Source organism: Propionivibrio pelophilus DSM 12018 (assembly GCF_059569095.1).
In genome coordinates this window covers 1-26,071 of the sequence record NZ_JCANUT010000052.1, presented here as the reverse complement: position 1 = coordinate 26,071, position 26,071 = coordinate 1, and the positions used below count along the sequence as shown (strand labels likewise).

General features: G+C 61.5%; 27 protein-coding genes and 1 pseudogene. 9 read left to right on the top strand and 19 right to left on the bottom strand.

From position 1 onward, the window contains the following. Positions 1-222: 222 nt before the first annotated feature. The 3 genes from cas2 to cas4 are packed head-to-tail and all read right to left on the bottom strand — an operon-like array spanning position 223 to position 2,181. Positions 223-513, bottom strand: coding sequence for a CRISPR-associated endonuclease Cas2 (cas2, locus tag BO74_RS16820; RefSeq protein WP_305075219.1), 291 nt, complete (start codon positions 511-513; stop codon positions 223-225). Continuing rightward, positions 513-1,541 carry a type I-C CRISPR-associated endonuclease Cas1c gene (gene cas1c / locus BO74_RS16815; RefSeq protein WP_496443841.1) on the bottom strand — a complete coding sequence of 343 codons (1,029 nt, stop codon included), beginning with the start codon at positions 1,539-1,541 and terminating at the stop codon, positions 513-515. Before cas1c ends, cas2 begins: the two co-directional genes overlap by 1 nt. 1 nt (position 1,542) lies before the next feature. Further along, positions 1,543-2,181 carry a CRISPR-associated protein Cas4 gene (gene cas4, locus BO74_RS16810; protein WP_496443839.1) on the bottom strand — a complete coding sequence of 213 codons (639 nt, stop codon included), beginning with the start codon at positions 2,179-2,181 and terminating at the stop codon, positions 1,543-1,545. Between the two features lie 64 nt (positions 2,182-2,245). Here cas4 and BO74_RS16805 point away from each other — a divergent pair, with 64 nt between their 5' ends. Both BO74_RS16805 and BO74_RS16800 read left to right on the top strand, forming a co-directional pair. Next, on the top strand, positions 2,246-2,470 hold the full coding sequence (locus tag BO74_RS16805) for an addiction module protein (RefSeq protein WP_496443837.1): 225 nt from the start codon (positions 2,246-2,248) through the stop codon (positions 2,468-2,470). Then, complete coding sequence (locus BO74_RS16800; RefSeq protein ID WP_496443835.1) at positions 2,467-2,763, top strand: type II toxin-antitoxin system RelE/ParE family toxin; 297 nt, start codon at positions 2,467-2,469, stop codon at positions 2,761-2,763. The genes BO74_RS16805 and BO74_RS16800 overlap by 4 nt, the downstream gene beginning before the upstream one ends. Before the next feature lie 6 nt (positions 2,764-2,769). Here the strand turns inward: BO74_RS16800 and cas7c are convergent, their stop codons facing one another. The 13 genes from cas7c to BO74_RS16735 all read right to left on the bottom strand — a co-directional run bounded on the left by cas7c (position 2,770) and on the right by BO74_RS16735 (position 17,158). Beyond that, entirely contained in the window at positions 2,770-3,651 is an 882-nt protein-coding gene (gene cas7c / locus BO74_RS16795) for a type I-C CRISPR-associated protein Cas7/Csd2 (RefSeq protein ID WP_496443833.1), read from the bottom strand. Beyond that, positions 3,648-5,402, bottom strand: coding sequence for a type I-C CRISPR-associated protein Cas8c/Csd1 (cas8c, locus tag BO74_RS16790; RefSeq protein WP_496443831.1), 1,755 nt, complete (start codon positions 5,400-5,402; stop codon positions 3,648-3,650). The genes cas7c and cas8c overlap by 4 nt, the downstream gene beginning before the upstream one ends. Further along, entirely contained in the window at positions 5,399-6,052 is a 654-nt protein-coding gene (gene cas5c / locus BO74_RS16785) for a type I-C CRISPR-associated protein Cas5c (protein ID WP_496443830.1), read from the bottom strand. Before cas5c ends, cas8c begins: the two co-directional genes overlap by 4 nt. A 45-nt stretch (positions 6,053-6,097) precedes the next feature. Then, positions 6,098-8,575: a CRISPR-associated helicase Cas3' gene (gene cas3 / locus BO74_RS16780; protein ID WP_496443828.1), complete on the bottom strand. Its 2,478-nt coding sequence runs from the start codon at positions 8,573-8,575 to the stop codon at positions 6,098-6,100. A 62-nt stretch (positions 8,576-8,637) separates the two neighbouring features. Next, positions 8,638-9,603 carry a helix-turn-helix transcriptional regulator gene (locus BO74_RS16775; protein ID WP_496443826.1) on the bottom strand — a complete coding sequence of 322 codons (966 nt, stop codon included), beginning with the start codon at positions 9,601-9,603 and terminating at the stop codon, positions 8,638-8,640. Between the two features lie 53 nt (positions 9,604-9,656). Beyond that, complete coding sequence (locus tag BO74_RS16770) at positions 9,657-11,018, bottom strand: 8-oxoguanine deaminase (RefSeq protein ID WP_496443824.1); 1,362 nt, start codon at positions 11,016-11,018, stop codon at positions 9,657-9,659. A 13-nt stretch (positions 11,019-11,031) separates the two neighbouring features. Next, the gene (locus BO74_RS16765) at positions 11,032-11,553 is read right to left on the bottom strand and encodes a gamma carbonic anhydrase family protein (RefSeq protein ID WP_496443822.1); all 522 of its coding nucleotides are present in this window, start codon (positions 11,551-11,553) and stop codon (positions 11,032-11,034) included. 144 nt (positions 11,554-11,697) lie between these two features. Next, positions 11,698-11,943 carry a hypothetical protein gene (locus BO74_RS16760; protein WP_496443820.1) on the bottom strand — a complete coding sequence of 82 codons (246 nt, stop codon included), beginning with the start codon at positions 11,941-11,943 and terminating at the stop codon, positions 11,698-11,700. A gap of 126 nt (positions 11,944-12,069) precedes the next feature. Continuing rightward, on the bottom strand, positions 12,070-13,293 hold the full coding sequence (locus BO74_RS16755; RefSeq protein WP_496443818.1) for an ABC transporter permease: 1,224 nt from the start codon (positions 13,291-13,293) through the stop codon (positions 12,070-12,072). 127 nt (positions 13,294-13,420) lie between these two features. Further along, the gene (locus BO74_RS16750) at positions 13,421-13,708 is read right to left on the bottom strand and encodes a GIY-YIG nuclease family protein (RefSeq protein ID WP_496443816.1); all 288 of its coding nucleotides are present in this window, start codon (positions 13,706-13,708) and stop codon (positions 13,421-13,423) included. Then, positions 13,705-14,523 carry an ABC transporter ATP-binding protein gene (locus BO74_RS16745; protein WP_496443815.1) on the bottom strand — a complete coding sequence of 273 codons (819 nt, stop codon included), beginning with the start codon at positions 14,521-14,523 and terminating at the stop codon, positions 13,705-13,707. Before BO74_RS16745 ends, BO74_RS16750 begins: the two co-directional genes overlap by 4 nt. Beyond that, positions 14,523-15,749, bottom strand: coding sequence for an efflux RND transporter periplasmic adaptor subunit (locus BO74_RS16740; protein WP_496443813.1), 1,227 nt, complete (start codon positions 15,747-15,749; stop codon positions 14,523-14,525). The genes BO74_RS16745 and BO74_RS16740 overlap by 1 nt, the downstream gene beginning before the upstream one ends. Further along, a complete protein-coding gene (locus tag BO74_RS16735) occupies positions 15,746-17,158 on the bottom strand; it encodes a TolC family protein (protein ID WP_496443811.1) in 1,413 nt (470 codons plus the stop codon). Before BO74_RS16735 ends, BO74_RS16740 begins: the two co-directional genes overlap by 4 nt. Before the next feature lie 130 nt (positions 17,159-17,288). Between BO74_RS16735 and BO74_RS16730 the strand changes: the two genes are divergently transcribed. The 4 genes from BO74_RS16730 (at position 17,289) to yoaA (ending at position 21,419) form a co-directional block, all read left to right on the top strand. Continuing rightward, a complete protein-coding gene (locus BO74_RS16730) occupies positions 17,289-17,828 on the top strand; it encodes a YaeQ family protein (RefSeq protein WP_496443843.1) in 540 nt (179 codons plus the stop codon). Between the two features lie 103 nt (positions 17,829-17,931). After that, on the top strand, positions 17,932-18,585 hold the full coding sequence (locus tag BO74_RS16725; protein WP_305073012.1) for an amino acid ABC transporter permease: 654 nt from the start codon (positions 17,932-17,934) through the stop codon (positions 18,583-18,585). Beyond that, on the top strand, positions 18,575-19,342 hold the full coding sequence (locus BO74_RS16720; RefSeq protein WP_496443809.1) for an amino acid ABC transporter ATP-binding protein: 768 nt from the start codon (positions 18,575-18,577) through the stop codon (positions 19,340-19,342). The genes BO74_RS16725 and BO74_RS16720 overlap by 11 nt, the downstream gene beginning before the upstream one ends. Before the next feature lie 142 nt (positions 19,343-19,484). Continuing rightward, positions 19,485-21,419 carry a DNA repair helicase YoaA gene (gene yoaA, locus BO74_RS16715; RefSeq protein ID WP_496443807.1) on the top strand — a complete coding sequence of 645 codons (1,935 nt, stop codon included), beginning with the start codon at positions 19,485-19,487 and terminating at the stop codon, positions 21,417-21,419. 214 nt (positions 21,420-21,633) lie between these two features. Here the strand turns inward: yoaA and BO74_RS16710 are convergent. Then, positions 21,634-22,245, bottom strand: a pseudogene (locus BO74_RS16710) (IS5 family transposase); the annotation flags it as partial. A gap of 327 nt (positions 22,246-22,572) precedes the next feature. Here BO74_RS16710 and BO74_RS16705 point away from each other — a divergent pair. Both BO74_RS16705 and BO74_RS16700 read left to right on the top strand, forming a co-directional pair. Next, complete coding sequence (locus BO74_RS16705) at positions 22,573-23,865, top strand: tyrosine-type recombinase/integrase (RefSeq protein WP_496443805.1); 1,293 nt, start codon at positions 22,573-22,575, stop codon at positions 23,863-23,865. Then, positions 23,855-24,364 carry a hypothetical protein gene (locus BO74_RS16700; RefSeq protein ID WP_496443803.1) on the top strand — a complete coding sequence of 170 codons (510 nt, stop codon included), beginning with the start codon at positions 23,855-23,857 and terminating at the stop codon, positions 24,362-24,364. The genes BO74_RS16705 and BO74_RS16700 overlap by 11 nt, the downstream gene beginning before the upstream one ends. A gap of 103 nt (positions 24,365-24,467) precedes the next feature. Here BO74_RS16700 and BO74_RS16695 read toward each other — a convergent pair whose 3' ends face one another. Both BO74_RS16695 and BO74_RS16690 read right to left on the bottom strand, forming a co-directional pair. Continuing rightward, positions 24,468-24,905 carry a hypothetical protein gene (locus tag BO74_RS16695; protein WP_496443801.1) on the bottom strand — a complete coding sequence of 146 codons (438 nt, stop codon included), beginning with the start codon at positions 24,903-24,905 and terminating at the stop codon, positions 24,468-24,470. After that, the gene (locus BO74_RS16690) at positions 24,889-25,665 is read right to left on the bottom strand and encodes a DUF6731 family protein (protein ID WP_496443799.1); all 777 of its coding nucleotides are present in this window, start codon (positions 25,663-25,665) and stop codon (positions 24,889-24,891) included. The genes BO74_RS16695 and BO74_RS16690 overlap by 17 nt, the downstream gene beginning before the upstream one ends. A 175-nt stretch (positions 25,666-25,840) precedes the next feature. Here BO74_RS16690 and BO74_RS16685 point away from each other — a divergent pair. Then, positions 25,841-26,071: transposase (locus BO74_RS16685; protein WP_496443797.1), on the top strand; the 231-nt coding region annotated here is incomplete at its 3' end.

Genomic DNA, 26,071 nt, shown 5'->3' with positions numbered 1-26,071 from the left:
CGGGTTTCAATCCGCGCTCCCCGTTGCCGGGGAGCGATGCTCATCTCTCGTAAGTCGAGATAGCGTAAAGACAATTCGAGCGTGTTGCGCGAACCCAGTCCTTACGGAGCAGGCAGCATCTTACGCGAACCGAAGCTGGGGTGGTAAATGCAAGATAATCAGTTGCTTGCAATTTGCGCGAACCTCCCGGGAAAACTCTGGGTACTCGTGGTTCGCGCATCTTCATAGCACCAGTGGCGCGTCGAAATCGGTAGCCCGGAAACAACCGTGTTCACGCACTTCGTAGCCGCGCAGTTCGGCAATGCGGTAGAAGCGCAAGTTGTCTTCCTTGGGGTCAATTTCGGTGGTCAGGTCGCGTTCGAGCGATTCAAATTGTGCCCTGTCGATCTGGCACTCGAAAACCGATTTCTGTACTCGTTGTCCGACGCCTTCGCAGAGCTTGGCGACGCGGCGCAGACGGCGACGTCCGGCACGGGTTTCGGTGTTGACGTCGTAGCAGACGATGACCAGCATCAGCGCACCAGATAAGGGAGGTAGTCATCGGTATCGCCGCGCAGGGTTCGGGCGAGCAGGTGCGCCTGGACGTGTGGCAATAGCCCGAAGGGCAGGCTTTCGGCCAGCAGCGGGTGAGATGTGGCTTCCTGCTTGCGCTCCTGGTAGGCGACCAGAACTGTCTTGCGGGCGTCGCCTTCAAGCAGCACCGCGCCGCCTTCTCGCTCGACAAAATCGTCGGCATCGAGTTGGCCGCGATTAATCAGCGATAACGCCAGTCGGTCGGCAAAAAAACGGAACTCCTCCATCAGGTCGAGCGCGAGGGCTGCACGCCCCGGGCGGACGGCATGCAGGAAACCGATTTGCGGATCGAGACCGGCGGCTTCGATGGCAGAACGGCAGTCGTTCATCAGAAGTGAGTACAAGAAGGAGAGCAAGGCATTGACCCGGTCGCGTGGCGGTCGCCGAGTGCGCCCGTCCATGCGGAAGGCTTCTCGGGCCGACGGGCGAACGAGATGGTTGAGCGCGGCGAAATATTGGCGGGCTGCTTCGCCCTCTATACCGCGCAGGGTGTCGAGATCGCTCGCTGTCGGCAGGGCGCGCAAGGCAGCGGCAAGGTCGTCGGCACCGCGCGTGAGGATGGCGGCGTCTTCCTCGACCTTGCTTTCCCGTGCGCCGCGCAACAGCACCTGGCGACAGTTGCGTACCTTGCCGGCGATGCAATTGCGTGCCAGTTTGAGGGCGAAACCCGCATCGTCAACCGAACGGTGCTGCGCCTGCCGCAGCAGAACGTTCCCCGACACTGCGCCTTCGAGCCTCGCCTTGAAGCGCCCATTGGCGTCGAGCAGAACCAGCGTCACGCCATCTTCCGCCAGGCGATGCATCAGCGGGAGCGAGACCGAAACCTTCCCGAAGCAGACCACTGCACCCAGGTGATGCAGCGGCACACGCAGCCTTGTCTCGTGCTCGATTTCCAGACGCACGGTGTTGTTGTCGAGATGGACGTAGCTCTCTGGCGTCGTTACGTACAGGGTGTTGAGCAACTGCATCTCAGTCCTTCGGTTCGAACAGATGCGCCAGTGCAGCTTCGCGCCCCGATTTGTCATGTACCGCGTCCGGTTGGCAGAGGTCGCGCAGCGAGCACGCGCGGCAGTGTTCGTCAGCCAGCGGCGGTGGTGTAATGCCAGCTGCCAGCAGGTTGCGCACCTCAGCGATGGTCAGCATGGTTTTTTCCCGCAGACCGGAATCGACTGCAACGATTCGCCGCCGCCTTGAACTGGCGTAGTACAGGGCGCCTTCCAGCACCGGCGTGCCGAACATTTCTTCCAGGCAGAGAGCCTGTGCCGCCAGTTGCACATCGTCGCAGGCGGCAATGTCGGCCCGCTTGTTCCGGGAGCCGTGTTTGTACTCCACCGGGTAAGGCGTGCCGTCGGGCAGGAACTCGACCACATCGGCCTTGCCGACCAGCCCGAGCGTATCGCTGAACAGCGGCAAGGCCCGCTCGATGCGCAGCCCGTCGCGCACTTCAAAGCCTGGATCATCCACCCGCTTGTGCAAGGCCTGGCCGCGTTGAGTGAAAAGATTGTCCTCGAATACCTGCTCGATGTGGATCAGGGCGCACTGGCGCGGGCAGTAGCACCAGTGCTGGAGGGCGGAGAGTGGGATGGGGTCGACAGGTTCGCCGGTCATCGTGCGAGCAATCCAGAAAGAACTTCTCTACAATCCATGGTCTATCGCACAGGAGGATTTCACAATGCCGCTCACTTACCAGCAAGTTGCCCAGGCCGCCATGCAACTCAGCCCGGGCGAGCGCGTTGATCTGGCGGAAAAGCTCTGGGTCAGCGTCGATACGCCGGAGGCCATCACCGCCGCCTGGGATGAGGAGATCGCTCGCCGCGTCGCACAGCTCGAGGCCGGTGAGGTAGAGACCGTACCCGCCGAACAGGTCATTGCCGAACTGCGCGCCCGACTGGCGTGATTTCCATCCGCCTGCACCCCGCAGCCCGACGGGAAATCCAGCGGGCTTTCGCGTGGTATCTCAAGGAAGCCGGCTCGCGCATCGCGGCCGGTTTTCTCGACGATCTTGAACATACGCAAAACCTCCTGAAAACTCACCCGGAAATCGGCGAACACGGTGGCAGCCACACCCGCCGCCTGATTTTCCAGCGCTACCCTTACACCGTTGTTTATCGGGTAAAAGGCGAGACGCTGGAAATCGTCGCCATCGCCCACCACAGCAGGCATCCGGAGTATTGGGCGGGGCGGCGGTAGCGGTGCCTACACCCGCTTGATCAACGTCACTCCGGGCGGCAAGCTTGTATCGTCAATGCTCACCTCGTAGTCGGCAAAGCTGCGCGCCACCTCTACATCCGCTTTACGCGCCACCTTGATGCGGTCGAAAAGCGAGTGCGCATGCGCGTTGCCCAGTTCCGAATCGTGCTTGAAGACGTACAGCCCGCGCGTCGCCATTTCACCGCGCGCTGCTGAACGGTCATGCTCGAACATCTGTTCCAGCGCCTGCCAGAGCAGTTCCAGGTCTTCTTCGCCAAAGCCGGTCTGCTTGGCGAGGAAGGAGGACACGAAGCCGTGCGCCACATAGACGCCGTAAGGGACGGTGTGCTTGCGGCCCATGGTGCGGTTGTCGCCCTGCTGCTTTTCGGCCTCGGCTTCCGTCGCGACCGCCATGCGGGTGATCGAATGTTCCTGGGCGATGATGGGATCGATGGAGCGGGCGAAAGTCAGTTGCACGGGGCCGCGTACCTGGCCGCAGTTGATGCCTAAACCCATCACCGCACCGAAGGTCCGCACATCGAAGAAGTTGGCGCACATCCATTTCCGTGCCTTGTCTACCGTGTCGCCGCTGCCTTTGCGCTTCTTGTCGCCCTTGAGTTCCTCTTCGGCGCCAATAGCGATATAAGCTTTTTCGTGCGCCTGATTGAGAACCGCCTTTTCTTTCACATAGATGTCGAAAGGCGGCGTTTCGCCCTTCACCAGTCCGACGAAATTGCGCACCTTGCGCTTGAGCGACACATCGGTCACCAGCCCGTGGCCGGATTCGGCGTCGAGGCGAGGCAGGTTGCCAGCATCGGGGTCGCCATTGGGGTTGCCATCGCGCACATCGAAAACGAGAACGAAGTCATAGCGGTTGTTCAGGCTCATTTGGATTCTCCCTGGGTGGATTCGTCGGATTGGGTGGATTTGTTGAAAAAGTCTTGGCGCTGGTGGTAGTAGCCGAGGCTGAAACGCCCTTGGTCGGGCAGGCTCAGGTGCCTTGGGAAATCGGCGATGCCGCCGAGGATTTCGCCGAGCAGCCGCTCGAAATTCACCGCCCGGCCGTGATTGGTGAACTTGGCCAGATGGTGATTCTTCAAGCGCAGCAGCGTGGTGAAAACCGCTACCGGCGTACTGGACGCCGCGCCGTAATAGCGTTCGCGGATGGTGGCATTGAGGCCGGGGTTGGCTTCTTCCTGGATCTTTTCCAAGACCGCGAAAAGACGCCCCAGGCGATAAGCCGCATTGGTATTGGCTAGATCAAGCATGTCGGAAAACTCCTGGATAAAAGAGGAATCGGGGAAGCGGCGGGAACGGTTGAGGCAAGCCTTGATCGCCGCCGCGCGCAGGTAGGTGACGTTCTGCTCGGCACGGCAGCGTTGCACCGCCGCGTTGAGCCAGGTGGCCGGGAAGGGGTTGCCGGCAAGGATCGCGCGCATGATGTCACCACCCAGATTGGGCGGAATGTTGTCAGCCTTGCCCTGCTGGGCGCAGGCCGCCAGCAGTCGGAACAGGCTGGGATATTCCGGGTCCTTGCCGCCGCGTACCATCTTGAGATCGGCGAACCACTGACGGATGCGCTGGGCGACTTCATGCAAAGGCGCGGCGTACCAGAAGCGAACCGAAATCCGTGCCGCATTCGGTGCCAGACCGAGGACGTAAAAACGGTTCTCGCCGCGCCCACCGTCGAACTGGCCGGACTGTACGGCGCTTAGGACAACGCGCACCAGTTCGATACGGGCGTCCGGATCGTCCTGCTGTTCGCCGAAAACCGCAGCAAAGACCGATTCGGCCTCGGCGTCTTCCTTCTGCGCCCAGAACACCGTCGACGCATCGCCTACCTGAAAACGCTGCCGCGAATTGCGGTCGAGCAGGTGATTCAGGGCAGTGGTGTAGGCGAAGGCGGCAAACTCACTAACGGGAGCATTTTCACCTTGTCGCTCAACTTTCCCATAAGACTCGTAAGCACGCGCATTGAAGGAGACGATGTTTGCACCAGATGTTTGAGCCCCCCACACACCCTTAATAGAAGAGTGAAGTATTGCCACAGGAGCATTGTTTCCAGTTATCAGGCACTGTGCGAAGCGCTGCCCTTCAGGAGTTTCTGAATGCGTTCCTGAGACTACGGCCAAACGCTGACAAATCAGGTCGCATTCGCCATGGAGGCGGAATGTCAACGTTGAATTACTTTCGAGTATTTCTGGCCAAGCTGGATCGGCGCTCAGTACAGATACCCCCCCATTCTCGTAGAAGCGTTCCAGGGCCTGAATTCCGCTATCCCGACGCGCGCTCTCAGGCAAATCGGCAATCCTTTGACGAAAAGCCGCATGTTGCTTTTCCACCCGTTCTGGATTGCCTCGAACATCAACACCGAGCGCGTACTCGGCGGTATCCCACAATAGATTCGCAGCGATCCCCGACGCTTTCTTGATGCCCTTGGGTACCAAATAACGCCGCGCCACCTTTTTCTTGCCTTCGATCTGCCGGGTATCGACGATGCCTAAAGGCCTGCCGTCTGCGGCCAACTCGATAATGAAGGGAATTTCCTTGTCTTCCAGGCCAAAGGCCGGCAGACGCCGGGTTGGGTCGGGATCGGCTACCTTGCGCTGGTAGTAGTCGTAAAGCGCCTGAAGGATCATCCCATCACCTGCGCTTTCGTCAGGTCGATCACTCCGCGCCGCATGTCGGCGCGGAAAAACTGCGGTTTTGGGTCGTTGACCGCAGTAAAGTCCATGTCGAAGAGCATCCAGCCGAGATCGCGGGTTTCGTCGATGGCTGGGGGCTCGTCGGCGGGCTGATCGACCAGCCGAAAGCGGGCCGCGAATTCCCGGCAGCCGAGGTAGGGCTGATTGACGCATTGCCCCTTTTCCGCCCGCCGCTGGAACATCTCGCGGTACTTGGCCGGATTGCTGCGGGCGTCGTCGCCAACCGGCACCAGTTCGGCATGGATGCGATAGGCCACGTCGCGCAGGAACAGCCCGGCACGCTGCTGGCGGTCTTCCTCCACGTATAGAGCGAGGTTGCCCTTGCCGGCACCCATGGCTGTCTGCGCATTGCGCACCGACACTTTGGACGCCACCTCATTGCGCCGCACGCTGATCCAGCGGATCGGCTTGAGCACTTCGATACGCTTTACCTCCCAACGGATCGCCGGCTTCCACAAAATGGCCTCGAACACCGAGCGCGCTGCGGAAGGCGTCATCACGTCGTAGGACACCCTTTCGACTTTCATCTCGGGGCGGGTAAAGCAGGCGAAATCGCCTGAGACCTCAAGGCAAAAACACGTCATTGCTCCTCCTTTCTTAAACTTTTTGCATTATGCGTTTCGAAAGGCTCACAGGATGAGCTTGCCAGGGTCACCGGGTACGCCGTCGACATCGATCCCCAGAACCTTGTCGTAAAGCACATCGTTGTCTGCCGACTGCACGTACAAGCCGGGGAAGTCGCCACCCAAGGGTTCGATGTCGCCTTGCTTGAGCAGACGCTGCAGGTCAGTGTCGTAGATGGTTACTCCGTAGCGTTGCAGTTTGCGCAGGAGCCAGCGGTCCGGTCCGTTCTTCTTGAGGGCGTTCAGCCACATGCCAATGCGGTCGTCACTCGGGTCACGCCGGTAGCGGACGAAAACGGTAGCGCCATCCTGTTCGTCGATCAACCGGAAACGCTCGGCGGCGGTGCGGAACATCACGTCGGCTTCACGACCGACGCGCAGCAGCCGGCAGATGTCTTTTTCGTCCAGCCGTGCATCGCCGTAGAGCCTGCGGAAGAACTCGCCAAAGCGCTCGACACCCATGGGGTCGGCTTCCACCGGAAGGCCGGCCCAAAGAATTCGGGTTGCCTGTTCGGCCAGGCGCAGCAAGCCCGGCGGTGGCGATTTGGGCGGCACGAAGACATGCACCTCGCCGCGTTCCAGCCGCCCTTCGCGGTTACAGCGCCCGGCAGCCTGGGCGATGGAATCGAGTCCAGCCAGCGCCCGATAGACCACGGGGAAATCGATGTCGACGCCGGCTTCCACCAATTGCGTGCTGACGACCCGGATCGGTTTGCCAACCTCTCCTGCACTCAAAGCCTGCCGCCGTTCGGCCAGTGCGGCCTTGATGGCCTGAATGGTGTCGCTGCGATGCTCGGCGCACATCAGGCCGGAGAGGTGCCAGAGTCCTTCGGGATTTTCAGTCTTGAGTTGGCGGTAGAGGTCGCGGGCATCGGCGCGGCGGCCGACGATGGCGAGCACGGCCTCGTGGCGGGCGATTTCCGGCGCCAGATCGTCCCAGGTGCGCGTCGCGTTCAGATCGGCAGGGAGATGCACCCGCACCCGCTCCAGATCGGCGTAAAGGCCGGGCACGTCGTCGACGATCTCGCGCACCTCGCCGGCCTTGAAGCCGCGCAAGGCCCTGGCCTGATCGAAGCCTGTACGTGTTTCCAGTGTCGGCTGGGTGGCGGTGCACAACACCAACGTGACACCGTAATCCTTGACCAGCAGGCGCAGGACATCGACCACCGGCTGCAGGTAAGCAACCGGCAGCAATTGCGCTTCGTCGAGAATGATGACGCTACCGACCAGGTTGTGCAGTTTGCGGCAGCGTGAGGTGCGGTTGGCGAACAAGCTTTCCAGCAACTGCACGTTGGTGGTAACGACCAGCGGCGCTTCCCAGTTTTCACACGCGAGCCGCGAGCGGGCGGTTTCCTGGCGTTCGTCGACTTCGACGTTGCTGTGGTGCTCGATGACGTTCTCGTCGCCGAAAATACCCCGGAAGATACCCGCCGTCTGCTCGATGATGCTGGTGTAGGGGATGGCATAGATGATCCGGCGTTTGAGCTTCACCGTTCGCTGATCGTTTTTTTCTTGAAGTACCGCGTGGCGTAGCGCGAAAGCCAAGCTGGATAGTGTCTTCCCGCCACCGGTCGGCACCGTCAGACTGAACACGCCAGGCGGCTGTTCGGCTTTGGCGAGACAGGCGCGCAGGACGTCGGCGCGCTTGCGGTTGACCTTGCTATCGGCCTCGCCGCGCGCGGCAACGTCGCGGGCCATTCTGGCGAGACGTTCGGCAAGCAACGGTTCCAGTACGTCGAGACCGGGAAAGCCCTGCCGTACTTCGCTTTTCTCCGGCGACATGAAGGCCTCGGTATCGAGGAAATCGGCATCCACCAGGCAGGAAAAGAGCATCCGCACCCATAGCGCGAAACGGCCGGGAATGGGGTCGTTCTTGTCGTCGTCGCGGTAGCGGAACAGGTCCGCCATATCGGGCAAGGGACCGGCCGGTTTCAGGAGGTGTTCGGGAATGGGCGCGGCGCAGGCCGTCGCCAGTTCCCTTTGGGCGTCTTCGGACGCAAAGCGGTTATGCAGGCTCTTGTTTTCGCCTGCCCAATCCGACAGCCCGGCATGATGGCCGGCGATCAGGTAGGAGAGTACGCGGGCGACGACCGGCCCCGAGCGTTTATCCACTTCTTCGAGATAGCGCTGCGCCCATAGGGCGCCGGCTGCCGAATGTGTCTTGTCCGTTCCGGCAACGCGCCCCTCGATATGCGCATCCGGGTCGCCGCATTGGCGGATATAGCGCTGGAAGCCTTCGCGGAATTTGCCAAGGTCGTGCCACAAACCGGCAAGTGCCGCCCAAGGAGCCGCGCCGAATGCTTCGGCAAACATCGCCGCAAGACGGGAGACCTCGGCCAGATGATCATCCAGATCGTGGCAGACCAAATCGCCCTCATCATTTCTGAGATGCGCAACCCGTGCCTTTGTCTTGTCGCGATCCGCATTCATCCCGGATGCGAGAGCTGCAGAATCCATCGACAAGACTTCCTCTTTCGTGTTCACGGTTGTCTCCCGTTCATCGATTCCGCCCCATCCTATCCAATCCCAGTCTCATAACCTGCGACTCACGAATAATTTTTCATCGCTGCCGCCAGTTCTTCCCTTACCCGTTGCCTGAGGTCAGCGGGCTCAACGACTTCGCAATCGGGGCCGTATTTGAGGATGTCCATGATCAGTTCCGGGTCGGCGCTGTAGGGCAGGCGCAGCTGGTAACGGCCGTCGGGCAACCAGCAGCTTTCCTGCCGGGGATGCCAGCGCTCGCTGGCGACCCAGCGGGCACGGTGGGCGGAGAAGCGCAGGGTGGCCCAATGCACTTCACTGCCGGCGAAAATGCCGTAGCCGGTGGTCAGTTGGCGGTCGAGTTCGGCGTCGTCGATTTCATTCGCAGGCGTGGCGAGGGGTTTTGCGCTGGCGATACGGTCGACCGCGAAGCTGCGCAGGGCGCGGCGCGTGTGGCACCAGGCATCGAGATACCAGTTGTCACGGTAGTGGACGAGGCGCTGCGGGGAAACTTCGCGCATGGAGTCTTCCGCCGTGGTGCGGGCGTGGTAGTGGATTTTCAGTCGCTGGCGGGTGAGTAGCGCGTCGGCGATGGTTTCGAATCCGGCCACGATGCAGGCACGGGGCGCGGCGGCGAGGATGCGGATGCGCCGGGCAATTTCCTCGGCGGAGTGGCTGCCCGTGCCGAGCATGCCGAGCAGACGCTGGCGCAGGGGCTGCAGGTGGTCGCGCAGGAGTCCGCCGGCATCGATGTTCTCCAGCAGTTGCTGCATGCTCAGCAGGGCGTGGATTTCGGTGGCGGTCAGCCAGAGGCCGGGTAACTCGGCTAGATCCTGGTGTTCAAGGAGGCGCCATTCGCCAGTATCCCGATCGTACTCAAGCGGTACGCCGAGGCGGTCGCGCAAGAAGGCGATGTCGCGGAATACGGTTGCTCTTGAGACCTCGAACCGCGTCATCAACTCCTGGAGGCGCAGCCTGCGCGTCGCTCCGAGGATGGCGCGGATCTTGTGGTATCGCTCGGTTCTGGCCATCTGTATCTCCCCTCTTATTCGTTATATCTTGTGGCCGGGGAGATACATCGCCGTCAATGGCGACTGTTGAGCAACTCCCGCGCCAGCCTGTTGTGCTGTTCGATCAGCGCCGGCAACTCGACCGGTAGCAGTTGTCCATCGCCGACGATTCGTTTGCCGTTGATGACTGAATGGCGCACGTTTTGCGGCGTGCAGAAAACGAGCGAGGCGACCGGGTCGTGCACGGCGGCACCGGCAAGATCGAGCCCGTTGGTGGCGAAGGCGACGATGTCGCCGCTCATCCCCGGCACGAGCGCGCCGATGTCGTCGCGGTTGAGCACCCTGGCGCCGCCGAGCGTGGCGAGTTCGAGCGCCTGGCGGGCGCTCATCGCCGACGGTCCGAAACCGACACGGGCGAGCAGCATCGCCTGGCGGGTTTCGCCGAGCAGGTGGCCGGCGTCGTTCGAGGCGCTGCCGTCGACGCCGAGGCCGACCGGTACGCCGGCCTCGCGCATCGCCGGAATCGGGGCGATGCCGGAGGCGAGGCGCATGTTCGAGCAGGGGCAGTGCGCCACGCCGGTGCCGGTGCGGGCGAACAGGCCGATGCCCGGCGTGTCGAGCTTGACGCAGTGCGCGTGCCAGACGTCGTGGCCGACCCAGCCGAGTGATTCGGCGTACTCGGCCGGTGTCATGCCGAACTTTTCGCGGCTGTAGGCGACGTCGTTGTCGTTCTCGGCGAGGTGGGTGTGCAGCGAGACCTTGTACTGGCGGGCGAGTTCGGCGGCTTCGCGCATCAGGTCGCGGCTGACCGAGAACGGCGAGCAGGGCGCGACGACGATGCGCTGCATGGCGTGCCGCTTTGGATCGTGCCAGGTCTCGATGAGGCGCTGGGTGTCCTTCAGGATGGTTTTTTCGTCTTCCACCAGCCGGTCGGGCGGCAGGCCGCCCTGGCTTTCGCCGACGCTCATGCTGCCGCGCGCGGCGTGGAAACGCATGCCGATCGTCGCCGCGGCCTCGATCGAGTCGTCGAGGCGCGAGCCGTTCGGGTAGAGGTAGAGGTGGTCGCTGGACGTGGTGCAGCCGGAGAGGATCAGCTCGGCCATTGCTGTCAGCGTCGACACGCGGATCATCTCCGGCGTGATGCCGGCCCAGATCGGGTACAGCCGCCGCAGCCACGCGAACAGCTCGGCGTCCTGCGCGCCGGGAATCGCCCGCGTCAGGCTCTGGTACATGTGGTGGTGGGTGTTGACGAGGCCGGGCAGGGCGACGCAGCCGGCGAGCGACACGACCTCGTCGGCCGTTGTCGGGAGTTCCGGTGTCGGTCCGACCGCCTCGATGACGCCATCGCGGATGAACACGCCGCCACCGGCGATTTCACGCCGTTCGGCGTCCATGGTGACGAGGACGTCGGCGTCCTTGAGCAGCAGGGTGGTCATCGCTTACAAGCTCTCAAAGCTGCCGCAGTTCCTGCTGGTAACGCTGCCAGTTCTCAATGTAGTGGTGGTTGCCGCGGGCGATCTTTTCCAGCTCCTCGTCGGTCAGCTGGCGGACGATGCGCCCCGGTGCGCCGACGACCAGAGAGCGTTCGGGGATGACCTTGCCTTCGGGAATCAGCGCGTTGGCGCCGATCAGGCAGTGCTTGCCGATCACCGAGCGGTTGAGCAGGGTGGCGCCCATGCCGATCAGGCAGCCGTCGCCGACGACGCAGCCGTGCAGGATGACCCGGTGACCGATGGTGACGTCGCGGCCGATGACCAGTTGCAGGCCGGGGTCGGTGTGCAGCACCGAGCCGTCCTGGATGTTGGTGTTTTCCCCGACGTGGAGCAGGTCGGTGTCGCCGCGCAGCGTGCAGTTCCACCAGATGGAGACGTTACGCTCGATAGTGACCTGACCGATGACCGCCGCGTTCGGGGCGATCCAGCTTTGCGGATGAACGTTTGGCGTATGGGCGCCGAGGGCATAGACGGGCATGGGAGATCCTGACTCCGGAAAAGCGGAAAAAAAGAAAAGCCGCAATTAAACCACTTCCGAAGCCTCACGGGCAGGTGGAAATCCACAACTGCCCGCGCGGCCGACATTCCCCCAATACGCTACGCAACCATGCCGCTTTCGGGGTTATTGCGGACGTTCGTCGCGGGGCGGGCGCTCCGGCAGGAAGACCAACTGGCAGGTGCCCTTGATCGTCCGTCCGTCGGGTGTGGTCGTCTCGACCGCGGTGCCGGGCGCCTTGTCCTTGCACAGGCTGGCGTCGAAGTGCGGCGGCGGCCCCTTGTGGTCGCGCGGCGGCGGTCCTTCGTGGGCGCAGGCAGAGAAGGCGAGGGTCGATGCCAGGATCAGTAACGAGGGGCGAAGTGCTTTCATGGGTTTCTCCACAGAAGGGTCGATATCGGGCAGTGCCGCGTGCGGAAATGCCGTGTGACTATTCTGTGGCGATCCCCTGTAAATGGCGTTAAACCGGCAGCCAATTACCGGGATTTACCCCCGCTGTCACTGATAGCGCAGCGCCTCGATCGGATCGAGCGCCGCAGCCTTGCGCGCCGGGTAGAAGCCGAAGAAAACGCCAACGCCCGCAGCGACCGCGAAGGCTACGAGCACGGCGCCACCGGAGATGACGATGACCATGTCGGTAAGCCGGTTGACCAGCAGCGCGCCGCCGATGCCGAGTACCAGCCCGATCAGGCAGCCGGTGACGGAGAGCATGATCGCTTCGAGCAGGAACTGGGCGAGGATGTCCTTCTTGCGCGCGCCGATGGCCATGCGGATGCCGATCTCGCGCGTTCGCTCGGTGACCGAAACGAGCATGATGTTCATGATGCCGATGCCGCCGACGAGCAGTGATACCGAGGCGATGGCGCCGAGCAGCATGGACATGACGCGGGTTGTCTCGGCCGCCGTGTCCGCCGCGGCGGCGAGGTTGCGGATGTAGAAGTCGTTGTCCTGGTCGTCGCGGAGGCGGTGGCGCTGGCGGAGCAGGGAGGTGACCGATTTCTCGACGAGCGGCATGGCTTCCGCCGAAGCGGCCTTGACCATGATCACGCGCACCGAGCCGGCGAACGGCACGCCGAAGACCTTCCGCTGGGCGGTGGAGAGCGGAATGATGATGGTGTCGTCCTGATCACGGCCGTCGAGGTTCTGCCCTTTCGAGGTCAGCGTGCCGATGACCTCGAAAGGGGTGTTCTGCAGCCGGATGGTCTTGCCGATGGGGTCTTCGCCGGGGTCGAAGAGGTTTTCGATCACCGTCTTGCCGAGCAGCGCCACGCGGGTCGCCGAGCGGACGTCTTCGTCGGAAAAGGTCGAGCCGCTGGCCAGCGCCCAGGAGCGCGCGTCGAGGTACGAGGGCGTGCTGCCGACGACGACGGCGTTCCAGTTCTTCGCGCCGTAGATCAGCTGCCGGGTACCCTGGTGCACCGGCGCCACGGTGACGATGTCGTCGAGTTCGCCGATCGCGTCCGCGTCGCCGAGGCGCAGGGTAAAGCCATAGCCGCCGCCGGTACGCACGCCGGCCGACTGCGTCCAGCCGGCGATGATTACATAGAGGTTGCTGCCCATGGTGCTGATCGTCTGCGCGACGGCGTACTGCGCGCCCTGGCCGATGGCCATCATCAGCACCACCGAACCGACACCGATGACCATCCCGAGCATGGTCAGCGCCGTGCGCAGCTTGTTCGAACCCATGGCGTGCCAGGCTTCGCCGAGCATGGGTTTTAGCATGGCTGTGGCCTTGTCGAATAGTCAGCGGCAGTACTGGATCCCGGCTTTCGCCGGGATGACGGAATTACCCATAGTGGTAGAAGAATCCTCGTCATCCCGGCGAAAGCCGGGATCCAGTTGCGGCGCATCAGATGATCCCCTCGTAAAGATCCCGCCATTCGGGGTTGAGCATTTCGATGAGTTCGAGCTTCCACGCCCGTTTCCATTCCTTGATCGCCTTCTCGCGGGCGATCGCTGATTCCATGGTGGCGTGAGCTTCGTACCAGACCAGCGTGTGCACGCGGTACCTCTGAGTAAAGCCATGCACCAGATCGTTCTTGTGCTGCCAGATGCGCTGGACAGGATCGGAGGTGACGCCGGTGTAGAGCGTTCCGTTGCGGCGGCTGGCGAGGAGATAAACGCATGGCTGCTTCATTGGCGTGGTGGCTGGATCCCGGCTTGCTCCGGGATGACGGAGTTTGCGAGGGGCGTGGAATCCTGCTCGTCATTCCGGCGCAGGCCGGAATCCAGCGGAGCCCCCTCGGGCGATCGCGCAGTCCGAAGATCGCTGACGATCAATCCGTCCAGAAACCGTACCTGCCGCTTCGCGTGATCGGCGATGTCGTGCTCGTGGGTGACGAGCACGATGGTGATGCCTTCGTCGTTGAGCGCGCGGAAGAGCGCCATGATTTCCTCGCTGGTGTGGCTGTCGAGGTTGCCGGTCGGTTCGTCGGCGAGGATCAGGCTCGGCGAGTTGATCAGGGCGCGGGCAATCGCCACGCGCTGCTGCTGGCCGCCGGAAATCTTGGCCGGCACCGATTGCGCATAGCCGTCGAGCCCGACCTTGGCCAGCATTTCGCGCGCCTTCCTGCGCCGCGGTTCGCGCTCGAGATGGGCATAGACCAGCGGCAGCGCGACGTTGTCCTCCAGCGACATGCGCGGCAGCAGGTTGAATCCCTGGAAGACGAAACCGATCGTCCGGTTGCGCAGGATCGCCAGTTCGTCGCTCTGCAGGTGGGCGACGTTGCGCCCGACGAGGTAATAGTCCCCCATCGTCGGCGTGTCGAGGCAACCGAGCAGGTTCATGAATGTCGACTTGCCGGAACCCGACGGCCCCATGATCGCCACGTACTCGCCGCGACGGATCGTCAGATCCACGCCCTTCAGCGCCGGGAATGGCCCTGCCGGCGTGACGTAGGACTTGCCGAGGCCGACGACGCGGATGACCTCGTCGGGCGCGTTTTCCGTCATCAGAACAGCCTCATGCCGACGCTGCTCGGCTTGGTCGCGGCGGTCGGGGCCTCGCTGACGACGATCGTATCGCCCGCCTTCAATTCGCCGCCGATGATCTCCGTGCTGCGGTTGTCGGTGATGCCGAGCTGCACGCTCACCGGCCGGATCGTGCGGCCCTCGACGACGTAAATGCGGCCGCTCGCGCCGCCGGCTTTTTTGCCCCGGGCCTTGCCTTCGCCTCCGCCACCACCGCCACCATTGCGGGCTCTCGGGCTGGTGGCCGGTGGCGCCTCGGTGCCATTGGTTTGTTCCGCCTCGGCCGGCTTGAAGCGCAGCGCGGCGTTGGGCACCAGCAGGATATCTTTGCGTTGCGCGACGCCGATATTGACGTACGCCGTCATGCCCGGGAGCAGGATGTGATCGGGGTTTTCCAGCGACACGCGCACGTTGTAGGTGACGACGTTCTGCGTCGTCGTCGGGTTCATGCGGATCTGCTGCACCTCGCCGGTGAAATTGCGGTCGGGAAAGGCATCGACGGTGAAGCGGACCTTCTGGCCGACCTGGATCTTGCCGATGTCGGCTTCGGCGAAGCTCGAATCGATGCGCATCTCGGAGAGATCCTGGGCGATCTTGATCAGCGTCGGCGTCTGGTAACTGGCAGCGACGGTCTGGCCAAGGTCGACCACGCGGTCGATGACGATGCCGGACACCGGCGAGCGGATTACCGTATAGCCGAGGTTGACCTTGTCCTTGTCGGCAGCCGCTTTGGCCTGCGCCAGTTGCGCTTCGGCCGACCGGCGCGCCTGGATGGCCTGGTCGAGTTCCTGCCGCGAGACGTATTCCTGCGCGAACAGCGCCTTCATGCGCGCTTCATTCGCTCGCGCCAGATCGAGCGTCGCGGCGACATTGCCGACGTTGGCTGCCGACTGGCGGGCCTGCGCGGCCAGCAGCGACTGGTCGAGTTCGAGCAGCGGCTGGCCTTTTTCGACCTTGTCGTTGAAATCGACATACAGCCGGGTGACGGTACCGGAGACCTGCGTGCCGACGTTGACCAGCACGATCGGGTTGAGGGTGCCGTTGGCCGAGACCGTCTGGGTGATGTCGCCTTTCTCGAGGACCTGCAGCCGGTAGCGGTTCTCCGGCGCTTGCGCCTGGTGATCGCGCCAGTAAACGTAGCCGCCGCCGGCCAGGGCAACAGAGCAGACAAGAGCAGCGAGGAGAGAATTTCTCAGGATCGGCTTCATGGGATCGGGATGTCCGCAGCGGAATTCAGCAAGCGATTGTCGAGGGAGCCCACGGCCTTGGCCAGTGTGGCGCGCGAGATGTGCCAGTCGAGGGCGGCCTGGATGCGCTGGACGCGGGCGGCGGCGAGGGCGCTTTGCGCGTTGAGCACGTCGAGGATGGTGCCGACGCCGGCCTTGTAGCGGCCGAGCGCGACACGCTCCGACTGCTCGGCGCTGGCCAGCAGGTCGGCGGTGGTGCGGATCGTGTGGGTGGCGGTCAGCAGATTCTGGTAGCCGGTCCAGACGTCGAGCGCCACCTGCTGGCGCAGGGACTCGCGCTGGGCCGCGATGTTGTCCACGCGAGCCTCGGCGGCGCGTACGCGGTAGGTTGTCTCGAATCCGGAGAACAGCGGCAGCGTCAGCGTGAGGCCGATCGCGTTGCTATTGGTGCTGATCGATCCGCTGTCCTGCCAGGTCGGCCCGGTGCTCAGCGAAAGCGTCGGGCGGCCTGCGGCGCGCGCGAAGTCGGCGCTGGCTTGCGCGGCGCGTACCTGCGCCTCGGCGGCTTGCAGGTCGGGGCGGCGCGAACGGGCTTCGGCGATCAGCCCGTCGACGTCGTGTTCGAACGTCGCGTCCGGCATGGCGCGGGGGATCTCGTCCAGCCGCAGCACCGCGCTGGCGTCGCGGCCGATGACGTTGGCTAGCGTTCCCAGCGTGATCTTCACCGTGCCTTCGGCCTTGATCCGGTTCAGCACGGCCTGCGACCAGGCGGTCTGCGCCTGCAGCCGGTCGGCCGGGGTCGCCGTGCCGACGCGGTAGCGCGTCTCCGCTGCGGTCAGGCTCTCGCGGCTGGCCTTTTCCGATTCCTGTGCGGCAGTCAGCGCGGCGCGGGCGGCCTGGGTGTTGTAGTAGGACTGCAGCGCCGACAGGAAAACCGTCTGTACCGTGGCGTCGAGCGTCGACGACGCGGCGGCGAGCAACTGGCGGGCGTTTTCGAGGTTGGCGTCACGCGCACCGAAATCGTAGAGCAGCCAGGAGAGCGTCAGCGCCGTGGTGCGCTGGTCGGTGCTGTCGCCGTCGGTGCGTGCATGCGTCGCCGAAACCCGGCCATCCAGGTCCGGCAGGTAGGCCGAGCGTGCGCTGCCCAGCTCGGCAGCCTGTATCCGGGCGCTGGCCCAGGCTTCGTGCGTTTTCGGGTTGCGGCACAGCGCCTGGTCGACGACTTCCAGAACGCCGTAGATCGCGTCGGCCGGCAGCGTCCGGCAGGGGACGAACGTGGTGTCCGCCGGGAGTTGCAGTCGGGGCGGCTGCGGGGTAATGGCGTCGGTACGGAACGGGTCGGCCGGGTCGAAGGCAAGCGCGCTGGTGGCCAACATCATTGCCCCCGTGGCAACGGCAAGCAGCGAATGGCGTGTGCGGCGTAATCTCATTGAACCCGGGCCCCGAAGCAGTTTTCCGCTAGTATAGCGGCCCCCAATGTTTACGATCTTTAACGGGCGGCCACAGAGGTATTTCGAACTGTTTGGCGCGTTGATGGACCCGTACGAACCGGAAAAATTCATGGCGCTCAAGGCAACCATTTTCAAGGCCGACCTTTCGGTCGCCGATCTCGACCGCAACGTCTATGCGGACTTCTCCCTCACGCTCGCGCAGCATCCGTCGGAAAACGACGCGCGGATGATGGTCCGCCTGCTGGCCTTCATGCTTTTTGCCGACGAGCGTCTGGAGTTCGGCAAAGGATTGTCGACCGACGACGAGCCCGATTTGTGGCTGAAGGATCTGACCGGCGCGATCGACCTGTGGATATACGTCGGGCAGCTGGACGAGCGCTGGCTGAGAAAGGCGTCCGGGCGAGCCGGGCGCGTCGTGGTCCTGGCCTTCGGCGACCGGGCGACGGACGTGTGGTGGGAGCAGAATCGCGCCACGCTGCAAAAGCTGGCGAACCTGACGGTTCTCCGGATTGCCGGTGACGATGCCCAGGCGCTCGGCGCACTGGCGAAGCGTTCGATGGTCCTGCAATGCATGATTCAGGATGGCGAGATGTTGATCACCGGCGGCGACGAGTCATTGCGCATCGTGCCCGAGAAACTGACGAGTTGAGGGCGATTGGCTGAATGAAATTCCCTTCGCTCCAGCCATCCGGTAGACTCGCGGTTTTGTCTGCCTGGCCGGATTCTCGCTGTCCGGTCGTCGAGTCCCCCTCATGAACTACGTGTTCGATATTCTGCCCCCGCTGCTGCAAGGCACCGGGGTCACGCTGAAGGTCTTCCTCATCACGCTGGTGCTATCCGTGCCGTTCGGGCTGGCGCTGGCGCTGATGCGCATCTCCCGCTTCAAGGCTCTCGGCACGCTGGTCAATGGCTACATCTGGCTGATGCGCGGTACGCCGCTGATGCTGCAGATGCTGTTCATCTACTTCGCGCTGCCGTTCGTGCCGGTGATCGGCATCAGCCTGCCTGATTTTCCGGCGGCGATCGTCGCCTTCGTGCTCAACTACGCCGCCTACTTCGCCGAGATTTTCCGTGCCGGCATCCAGTCGATCGACCGCGGGCAGTACGAAGGCGCGCGCGTGCTCGGCATGACCTACGCGCAGACCATGCGCCGCATCGTCCTGCCGCAGGTGATCAAGCGCATCCTGCCGCCGATCAGCAACGAGACGATCACGCTCGTGAAGGACACCTCGCTGATCTACGTGCTGGCGATGAACGATCTCTTGCGCGCGGCGCGCGGCATCGTCCAGCGCGACTTCACGACGACGCCGTTCATCGTCGCCGCCGCCTTCTACCTGATCATGACCCTGGTGCTGACCTACGGCTTCCAGCGGCTGGAAAAGAAATACGCCGTCTATGATGAATGAAGCGATGATCCGTGCCGTCGACGTGCACAAGCATTTTGGCCCGGTGGAAGTCCTGAAGGGTGTCTCGCTGGAAGTCGGCAAGGGCGAGGTGATCGCCGTCATCGGCCCCTCGGGATCGGGCAAAAGCACCTTCCTGCGCTGCCTGATTCACCTTGAGACCGTGCATCGCGGCACCATCGAAATCGAGGGCGAGAAGCTGGTGTCGACCGATACCGCAGGGCACTGCCAGTACGTGCCGGACGCCGAGATCCGTCGTATCTGCGGCAAGATGGGCATGGTCTTCCAGCACTTCAACCTGTTCCCGCACCTGACCGTGCTGCAGAACATCATCGAGGCGCCGATGACCGTGAAAGGCATGCGTCGGAACGAGGTCGTGCCGAAGGCCGAAGCGTTGCTGAAGAAGGTCGGCCTGCTGGAGAAGCGCGACGCGTATCCGTCGCGCCTGTCGGGCGGGCAGAAGCAGCGTGTGGCGATTGCCCGGGCGCTGGCGATGGAGCCGGACATCATGCTTTTCGACGAGCCGACCTCGGCGCTCGATCCGGAGCTGACCGGCGAAGTGCTGCGCACGATGCGCGAACTGGCCGACGAGCGCATGACGATGGTTGTCGTCACGCACGAAATGGGCTTCGCCCGCGAAGTCGCCAGCCGGGTGATCTTCATGGACGAGGGCAACATCGTCGAATCGCGCCCGGCGCGCGAGCTGTTCGCTGCGCCGGAACATCCGAGGACCCGGGCCTTCCTGGAGAACATGCTCTAGCCAGCTGTCACGATGAATCAAAACGACTTTTGGGAATCCGTCATTCCAGGCTTGACCCGGAATCCAGTGGTGCACCTCTGGATTCCGGCGTTCGCCGGAATGACGTGGTTTCCCTTTGTATGCCACGTGACCGACTATTAGCATGCCTTCGCTCTCCGACGTCTTCTCCCCCGACGGCCTGCTCGCCGGAAATATCCCCGGCTACCGGCTCCGGCCGCAGCAGCTGGAAATGGCCGAGCGCATCGCAACGGCGATTTCCGGCAACAAGGTGCTCGTCGCCGAGGCCGGCACCGGCACCGGAAAGACCTTCGCCTACCTCGTCCCGGCGCTGCTCTCGGGCGGCAAGGTGATCGTCTCGACCGGCACCAAGAACCTGCAGGATCAGCTGTTCGCGAAGGACATCCCGACCGTGTGCAAGGTGCTCGGCTCGCCGGTTCAGGTGGCACTGCTGAAGGGGCGCGCCAACTACGTCTGTCACTACCATCTGGAACGGGCGCAAGCCGACGGGCGCTTCTTCTCGCGCGAGGATGCCGCCGATGCGGCCCGCGTCGCCCGTTTCGCCAAGCAGACCAAGACCGGCGACAAGGCCGAATGCGGCGATGTCTCCGAAAACTCGCCGGTCTGGAACATGGTCACCTCGACGCGCGAGAACTGCCTCGGCCAGGACTGCCCGCACAACAAGGAGTGCTTCGTCCTCGCCGCGCGCCGCGAGGCGCTGGCCGCCGATCTGGTGGTTGTCAATCACCACCTGTTCTTCGCCGACGTGATGCTGCGCGACGAAGGTACCGCCGAACTGCTGCCGGCGTGCAACACCGTCATCTTCGACGAGGCGCACCAGTTGCCCGAGACCGCCAGCCTGTTCTTCGGCAACAACGTCTCGACATCGCAGGTGCTCGACCTCGCCCGCGATGCCAAGGTCGAAGGTCTGGCGGGCGCGCGCGATTGTCTCGACCTGCCGAAGGTTTGCGGCGTCGTCGAGAAGGCGGCGAAGGATCTGCGCCTGACGCTGCCGGTCGAAGCGGCACGCTTCTCGCTCACACAGCTTGAAGAGCGTTCGGGCTTCGACAACAACCTCGTCGGCCTGATCCGCGAACTCGACGTGTTCACGGCGCTGCTGGAAACGCAGGCGCAGCGCTCTGAGGGCCTGGAAAACTGCTGGCGCCGCGCGGGCGAACTCGTCGCCCAGTTGCGCCGCTGGCAGAATGTTGGCAAAGACGGAGCCGACAAGGACTACGTGCGCTGGGGCGAGACCTTCACCCACTCGCTGCAGCTGAACGCGACGCCGCTGGTCATCGCCAACATCATGCAGAAGCAGATGAGCGGGCATCCGCGCGCGTGGATCTTCACCTCGGCGACGCTCGCCGTGCAGAAGGACTTCGGCCACTACTGCGCGGAGATGGGGCTGGTCGATGCGGAGTCGGCATCGTGGGACAGCCCCTTCGATTACGGGCAGCAGGCCGTGCTTTACGCGCCGACCGGTCTGCCCGAGCCGAATACCTTCACCTACACCGAGGCCGTGATCAAGGCGGCGTTTCCGGTGGTGCAGGCCAGCGGTGGGCGGGCGTTCTTCCTCTGCACGTCGCTGCGCGCCATGCGCCGGACGCATGAGTTGCTGCAGGAGCATCTGGAGCGCGCCGGCCTCGATCTGCCGCTGCTGATCCAGGGCGAGGGCAGCAAGAACGAACTGCTCGAACGCTTCCGCCGCCTCGGCAATGCCATCCTCGTCGGCAGCCAGAGTTTCTGGGAAGGCGTCGATGTGCGCGGCGAGGCGCTGTCGCTGGTGGTCATCGACAAGCTGCCGTTCGCGCCGCCGGACGACCCGGTCCTCTCGGCGCGTATCGACCGGATGAAGGCCGAAGGGCGCAACGCCTTCATGGACTACCAGTTGCCGCGCGCGGTGATCAACGTCAAGCAGGGCGCCGGCCGGTTGATCCGCGACGAAACCGACCGCGGTGTGCTGATGATCTGCGACCCGCGCCTCGTCGGCAAACACTACGGCAAGCGCATCTGGCGCAGCCTACCGCCGATGAAGCGGACGCGCGAACTGGACGAGGTGCTGGCGTTCTTCGGGAGTTGAAGTGCACCGGCGGCAAGAGCGTCCGACGCAAGAGGTGCTAAAAAGATGGGTATCCGGATTATTGGGGGGCGGGGGGCCTAAGGAAACGCCGAACAAGCCACTGAGAAACTTGGTAGCGCGTCAAAATTGAGCCGAAATGGTGAAAGAAATCGATTTTTCATCGTATAAGTCGCCGGTTTTGGGCATGGATGCGGGGGATCTTCGCGTATCCAGCTCATGCCGGACGCACCTCTCCTGTCAAAGGTCGGCCCCATTTGTTGAGATTGATCATCGCCAGCATGGCGAAGGCCCGCTTGTAGGTGAAGTCTTTCGCCTTCGGCGCCAGTTCTCTGAGCCATTCCCGCTGCGCCTTGCCCCGGTAGGCGCTATCGCCGTACAAACGGGCTTCCTGCCCATGCAACAGATTCGGGACCTTGTGGGTGTCATGAATGTTGACCGCCGTGACGCTGGCGCTATGGACCAATCCCGTCTTGCTGTCCGCGCCGATGTGCACCTTCTTTCCAAAGTGCCAGTCCTTGCCTTTCTTTGTCTGGTGCATCTCGGGATCACGTGCTTTGTTCTGATTCTTGGTCGAGGGCGGTGCGGCAATCAGCGTCGCATCGACAATCGTGCCATCGGAAAGCCTCATGCCGTTGGCCATCAGCAATTCGCCGACTTTGGCGAAGAGCGCAGCCCCCAGTTGATGGGTTTCAAGCAGGTGACGGAAGTTCATCAGCGTCGTGGCATCCGGAACGCGCTCCAGGCCAAGGTCAATCTGGCAGAGGTCTGGATGAAGGCTGGGGAGAGGCGAGTGGTAGAGGTCCTCCAAAGCAAATTTGATGAGGCTGCCGAGGACTTCGGGACTGTCCTATAAGATATTTTTACCCGCCCCAATGGGGCTAGTGTTGGGGTTGATTGTGGGGTTAAATAAGAAAGCCCTGATGTTCTCAAGCTATTGATTAGCAAGGAAAATCAGGGCTTTTTGTATCTCTGGCGGAGAGGGGGTCCGTTGTCCGCCATTATTAAGTGCTTGATTAAGCGCCTTAATCCTCTATTTACCTCTGCGGTAAATATTGATTTCATTGGATTTTAATGAAATCATTCGTCTCGCCGTGTGTCACGGTAGACCATGCAAGCGCCCCATTGTTGGGGGGTACATAAGGGGGTAAGAAAAATGGCTCGAAAAGCAAAAGAGCTTTCGCCTATTGAGGTGAGTCGTTTAAACACATCGGGCTATCACCATGTAGGCGGCGTTGCCGGCCTTGTCCTGCAAGTTACGAGGAATACAAATCGATCTTGGCTACTACGCGTGATGATCGGAGGGAAACGCCGCGAGATAGGACTCGGAGGTTACCCAGACGTTACGCTCGCTGGAGCCAAGGAAAAAGCTCGATCGCTACGGGAAAAAATCGAAGCCGGGATCGATCCCGTTGCCGAACGGATCGAGGTACGCAGCAGTCTAGCCGCCGCAGTCGCCGCATCGATGACCTTCCGGGAAGCCGCCGGCAACTACATTGCGGCAAACGAGGCGGCTTGGAAAAGCGCCAAACATGCAGCGCAATGGAACGCAACCCTTGAGAGCTACGCTTTCCCGAAAATCGGCGAACTACAAGTCACACATATTGATACGCCGCACATCCTCGACATCCTTGAACCCATCTGGGCCAACAAAACGGAGACCGCCAGTCGGCTACGCGGAAGAATGGAGTGCATACTGGATTGGGCGAAGGTCCGCGGCCTGCGTAAAGGCGAGAACCCGGCTCGCTGGAAGGGCCACCTTGATCATATTTTGCCTCCGCGCTCCAAGGTCCAAAAAACCAAGCACCATGCGGCGCTCGACTATCGCGAAGTCGGAAAATTCATCCTCGCACTGCGCAGCGCTGACGGCACCGGAGCGAGGGCACTGGAATTCGCCATTCTGACGGCGGCACGATCGGGCGAGGTTCGTGGCGCGAGGTGGTCCGAGATCAACATGGCCGAAAGGTTCTGGACGATCCCCGCGGACCGGATGAAGGCCGAACGAGAACATCGCATCCCCCTTGCACCGGATGCCATCAAATTGCTCCAGAGCCTCCAGACCGAGGATGGATGCGACCTTCTGTTTCCAAACGCAAAAAGCGGACAGTTATCGGACATGACCCTGACTAGTGTCATTCGCAGGATGAACGAGGATGCAGAAAAATGCGGGCAAGCCGGATGGCGAGACAACAGCGGAAGCGTGATCACTGCGCACGGGTTTCGTTCAACCTTTCGTGATTGGGCGGGAGAAACGACCGCCTACCCCCGCGAGGTCATCGAACATGCTCTTGCCCATCAACTCGCTGACAAAGCGGAAGCGGCTTACGCACGCGGCACACTCTTCGAAAAACGCCGTCGTTTGATGGATGATTGGGCTAACCAATGCAATACCCAAACCGTCAATTCGACGACCGTCACCCCAATACGGAACTCTAAAAATGCTGCCTAAAATCGCCAAGCGATGCTTCTCCCGATGGTCGCCCCAGACACCAGAAGGAGCACAATCGCTTCTTGATCAACTGGAGCGTAGCCTCCTCGCGGGAAAACCAAGCAACGATCCCGCGCGACCGCCGTGTGTTACAGCGGAAATCCCCGTTGCCGCCGCTAATTTTCTAATTGATGCGATTCGCATGACTCGTGGCGGCGTGACCCCGAGTGGGGCTTTTCATCTTGTACCGAGGAGGCGTGGAGCGACACGCAAGACCGAAAAACACGCCATGATCATCACGGACGCACGCCGACATGCCCGAAAAACCGGGGAGGGTGTCAAAACGTCCGCCGCGAAAGTAGCTGGCAAGCATTTTATTGGCCCGGACGGTGCTGAAAGAGCACTGCTCGATAACGAAGCAAGATCTTATGCTGACTTTATTGACGACATTCTCGAATTCGGCGGCGAAGAAATTGCTCAGGAGTACATGGATTACCTTAGACAGAGAGCCAAGAAGTAAATCGCACGATCCGAAAAATAATGTAGATTTTCCCTCATGTTATAAATTGCCAACGGAGACGCATCATCTCCCTCACAAGAGCAGCTTCATTTTTTTGACAACGTCAATCTGGATTGAGATTAGTAAGTACGAGCCAAAAGCGCCAACCAATATCAACCAAAACGAATGATGCGTAGAAAAACGACAGGATCGCTACCAGACTCATCTCCCCAAGACTTGTCTTGGTTAGGTAAGCGACTAGCGATAACCCTGTTGCCAAACCGTAAGTGACAACATTGAAGAACAGCTTTTCAAGAAGTACCTTGAAGTGGCCTGTTTTCTGCATATTTCGGACCAACCGATGCCCTGAAATAGATGCCAGAATAGCCAAAGCAGCTAACAAGAAACCAAGCATTGTTGCTGAAATTTGTGCAATCAAACCAAGAAATGTCCGCAGATCGCTGCCGCCATTCGATAGAAATGGGCCAAGCATATTCCGCTGAGCGATCAAATAGCCAATCACCAAGCAGAGCGCAAATCCGAGCTTATTCCAGTGCTTCATTTCCCTTGCTCAGATAAATATTCAAAGAAATATTAGTGCGCTTCACATCAGAGATTTCATCAAAAAGCTGCGAAGCATTGGGCCACCCTTTTATCAAGCCAACCGTAACCTTATCGAACACCCTGTCTGCAAACAGATCAATAGGATGATCGATGTCTGACATCTTAACCCTGAGTGCCTTCGTGAAATTTGAAGACAAAAGCATTTTTATGTCGTCAAAATTCTGAGAAACCAATCCATTTTTTTTCGAGGTAGTCAGTATCTTTACCTTGAAACGAGTAGCACCGGTCTTCGACATATATTCGAAAGCATCCTTCGTCCAAGTATCGTTTGGATCTGGCGCGTAGTGCTTACTTCTTGGTTTTGAAACCTCGAACTCGAAGGACTTCATCTGTCCGGTACTAAGTTTTTCCCAAGCATCGTCAGAAACGACTTCATCTAACGAAACGGTATGCTGCTCAGGGTTCGCGAAAGTCAAATACCTCGCTAGTGCGGCAATATCTGAACCCTCCATCGTCACCTGATAGGCGATGATCTCTGCGCCGGATTCGTCGACAAATAAACTGAAATGATTCTTTTCAATAACTTCCTGATCCGGGCCAAGGACTGGAGGTTCTTCAACGGAAGACGTTCTGTTACCGACGCGTGGTAACTCATCCCTGAAACGAACAAACGATGCCCTGTATTCAGTTCTAGTTTGGTTGATATCGTTAATTCTGACTTGCTGAATTTGAGTTCCAGCTTCCCTAACACTGCCCATACGATCAGGCTTCTCACCGATTCGACTGAGGATAGCTGCGACGGTCCCCTTTTTTCCATCGGCACCAACGCGAGGAACGTAATATCTAAGGAAAGGCCGAATAAGTACCAAGAACAGTGAACGATTCTTTTGTCATGGAGTCTGACTGTAGAAGCTGATCACTGGGACTGAAACGATGAAGCAAATGACGCTGGCGGCGAGCAGAGGATTCGAGAAGCACGGTCGGGCGACGCGCAAGGCGGAGTTTCTGGCACGCATGGAAGGACTGATACCGTGGGCCGAATTCTGCGCGTTGATCGAACCGCATTACCCGAAGGCGGGCAACGGTCGGCCGCCGGTGGGAGTTAAGCGAATGTTGCGCATGTACTGCATCGCCAACTGGTTCAATCTGAGCGACGTCGCTTGT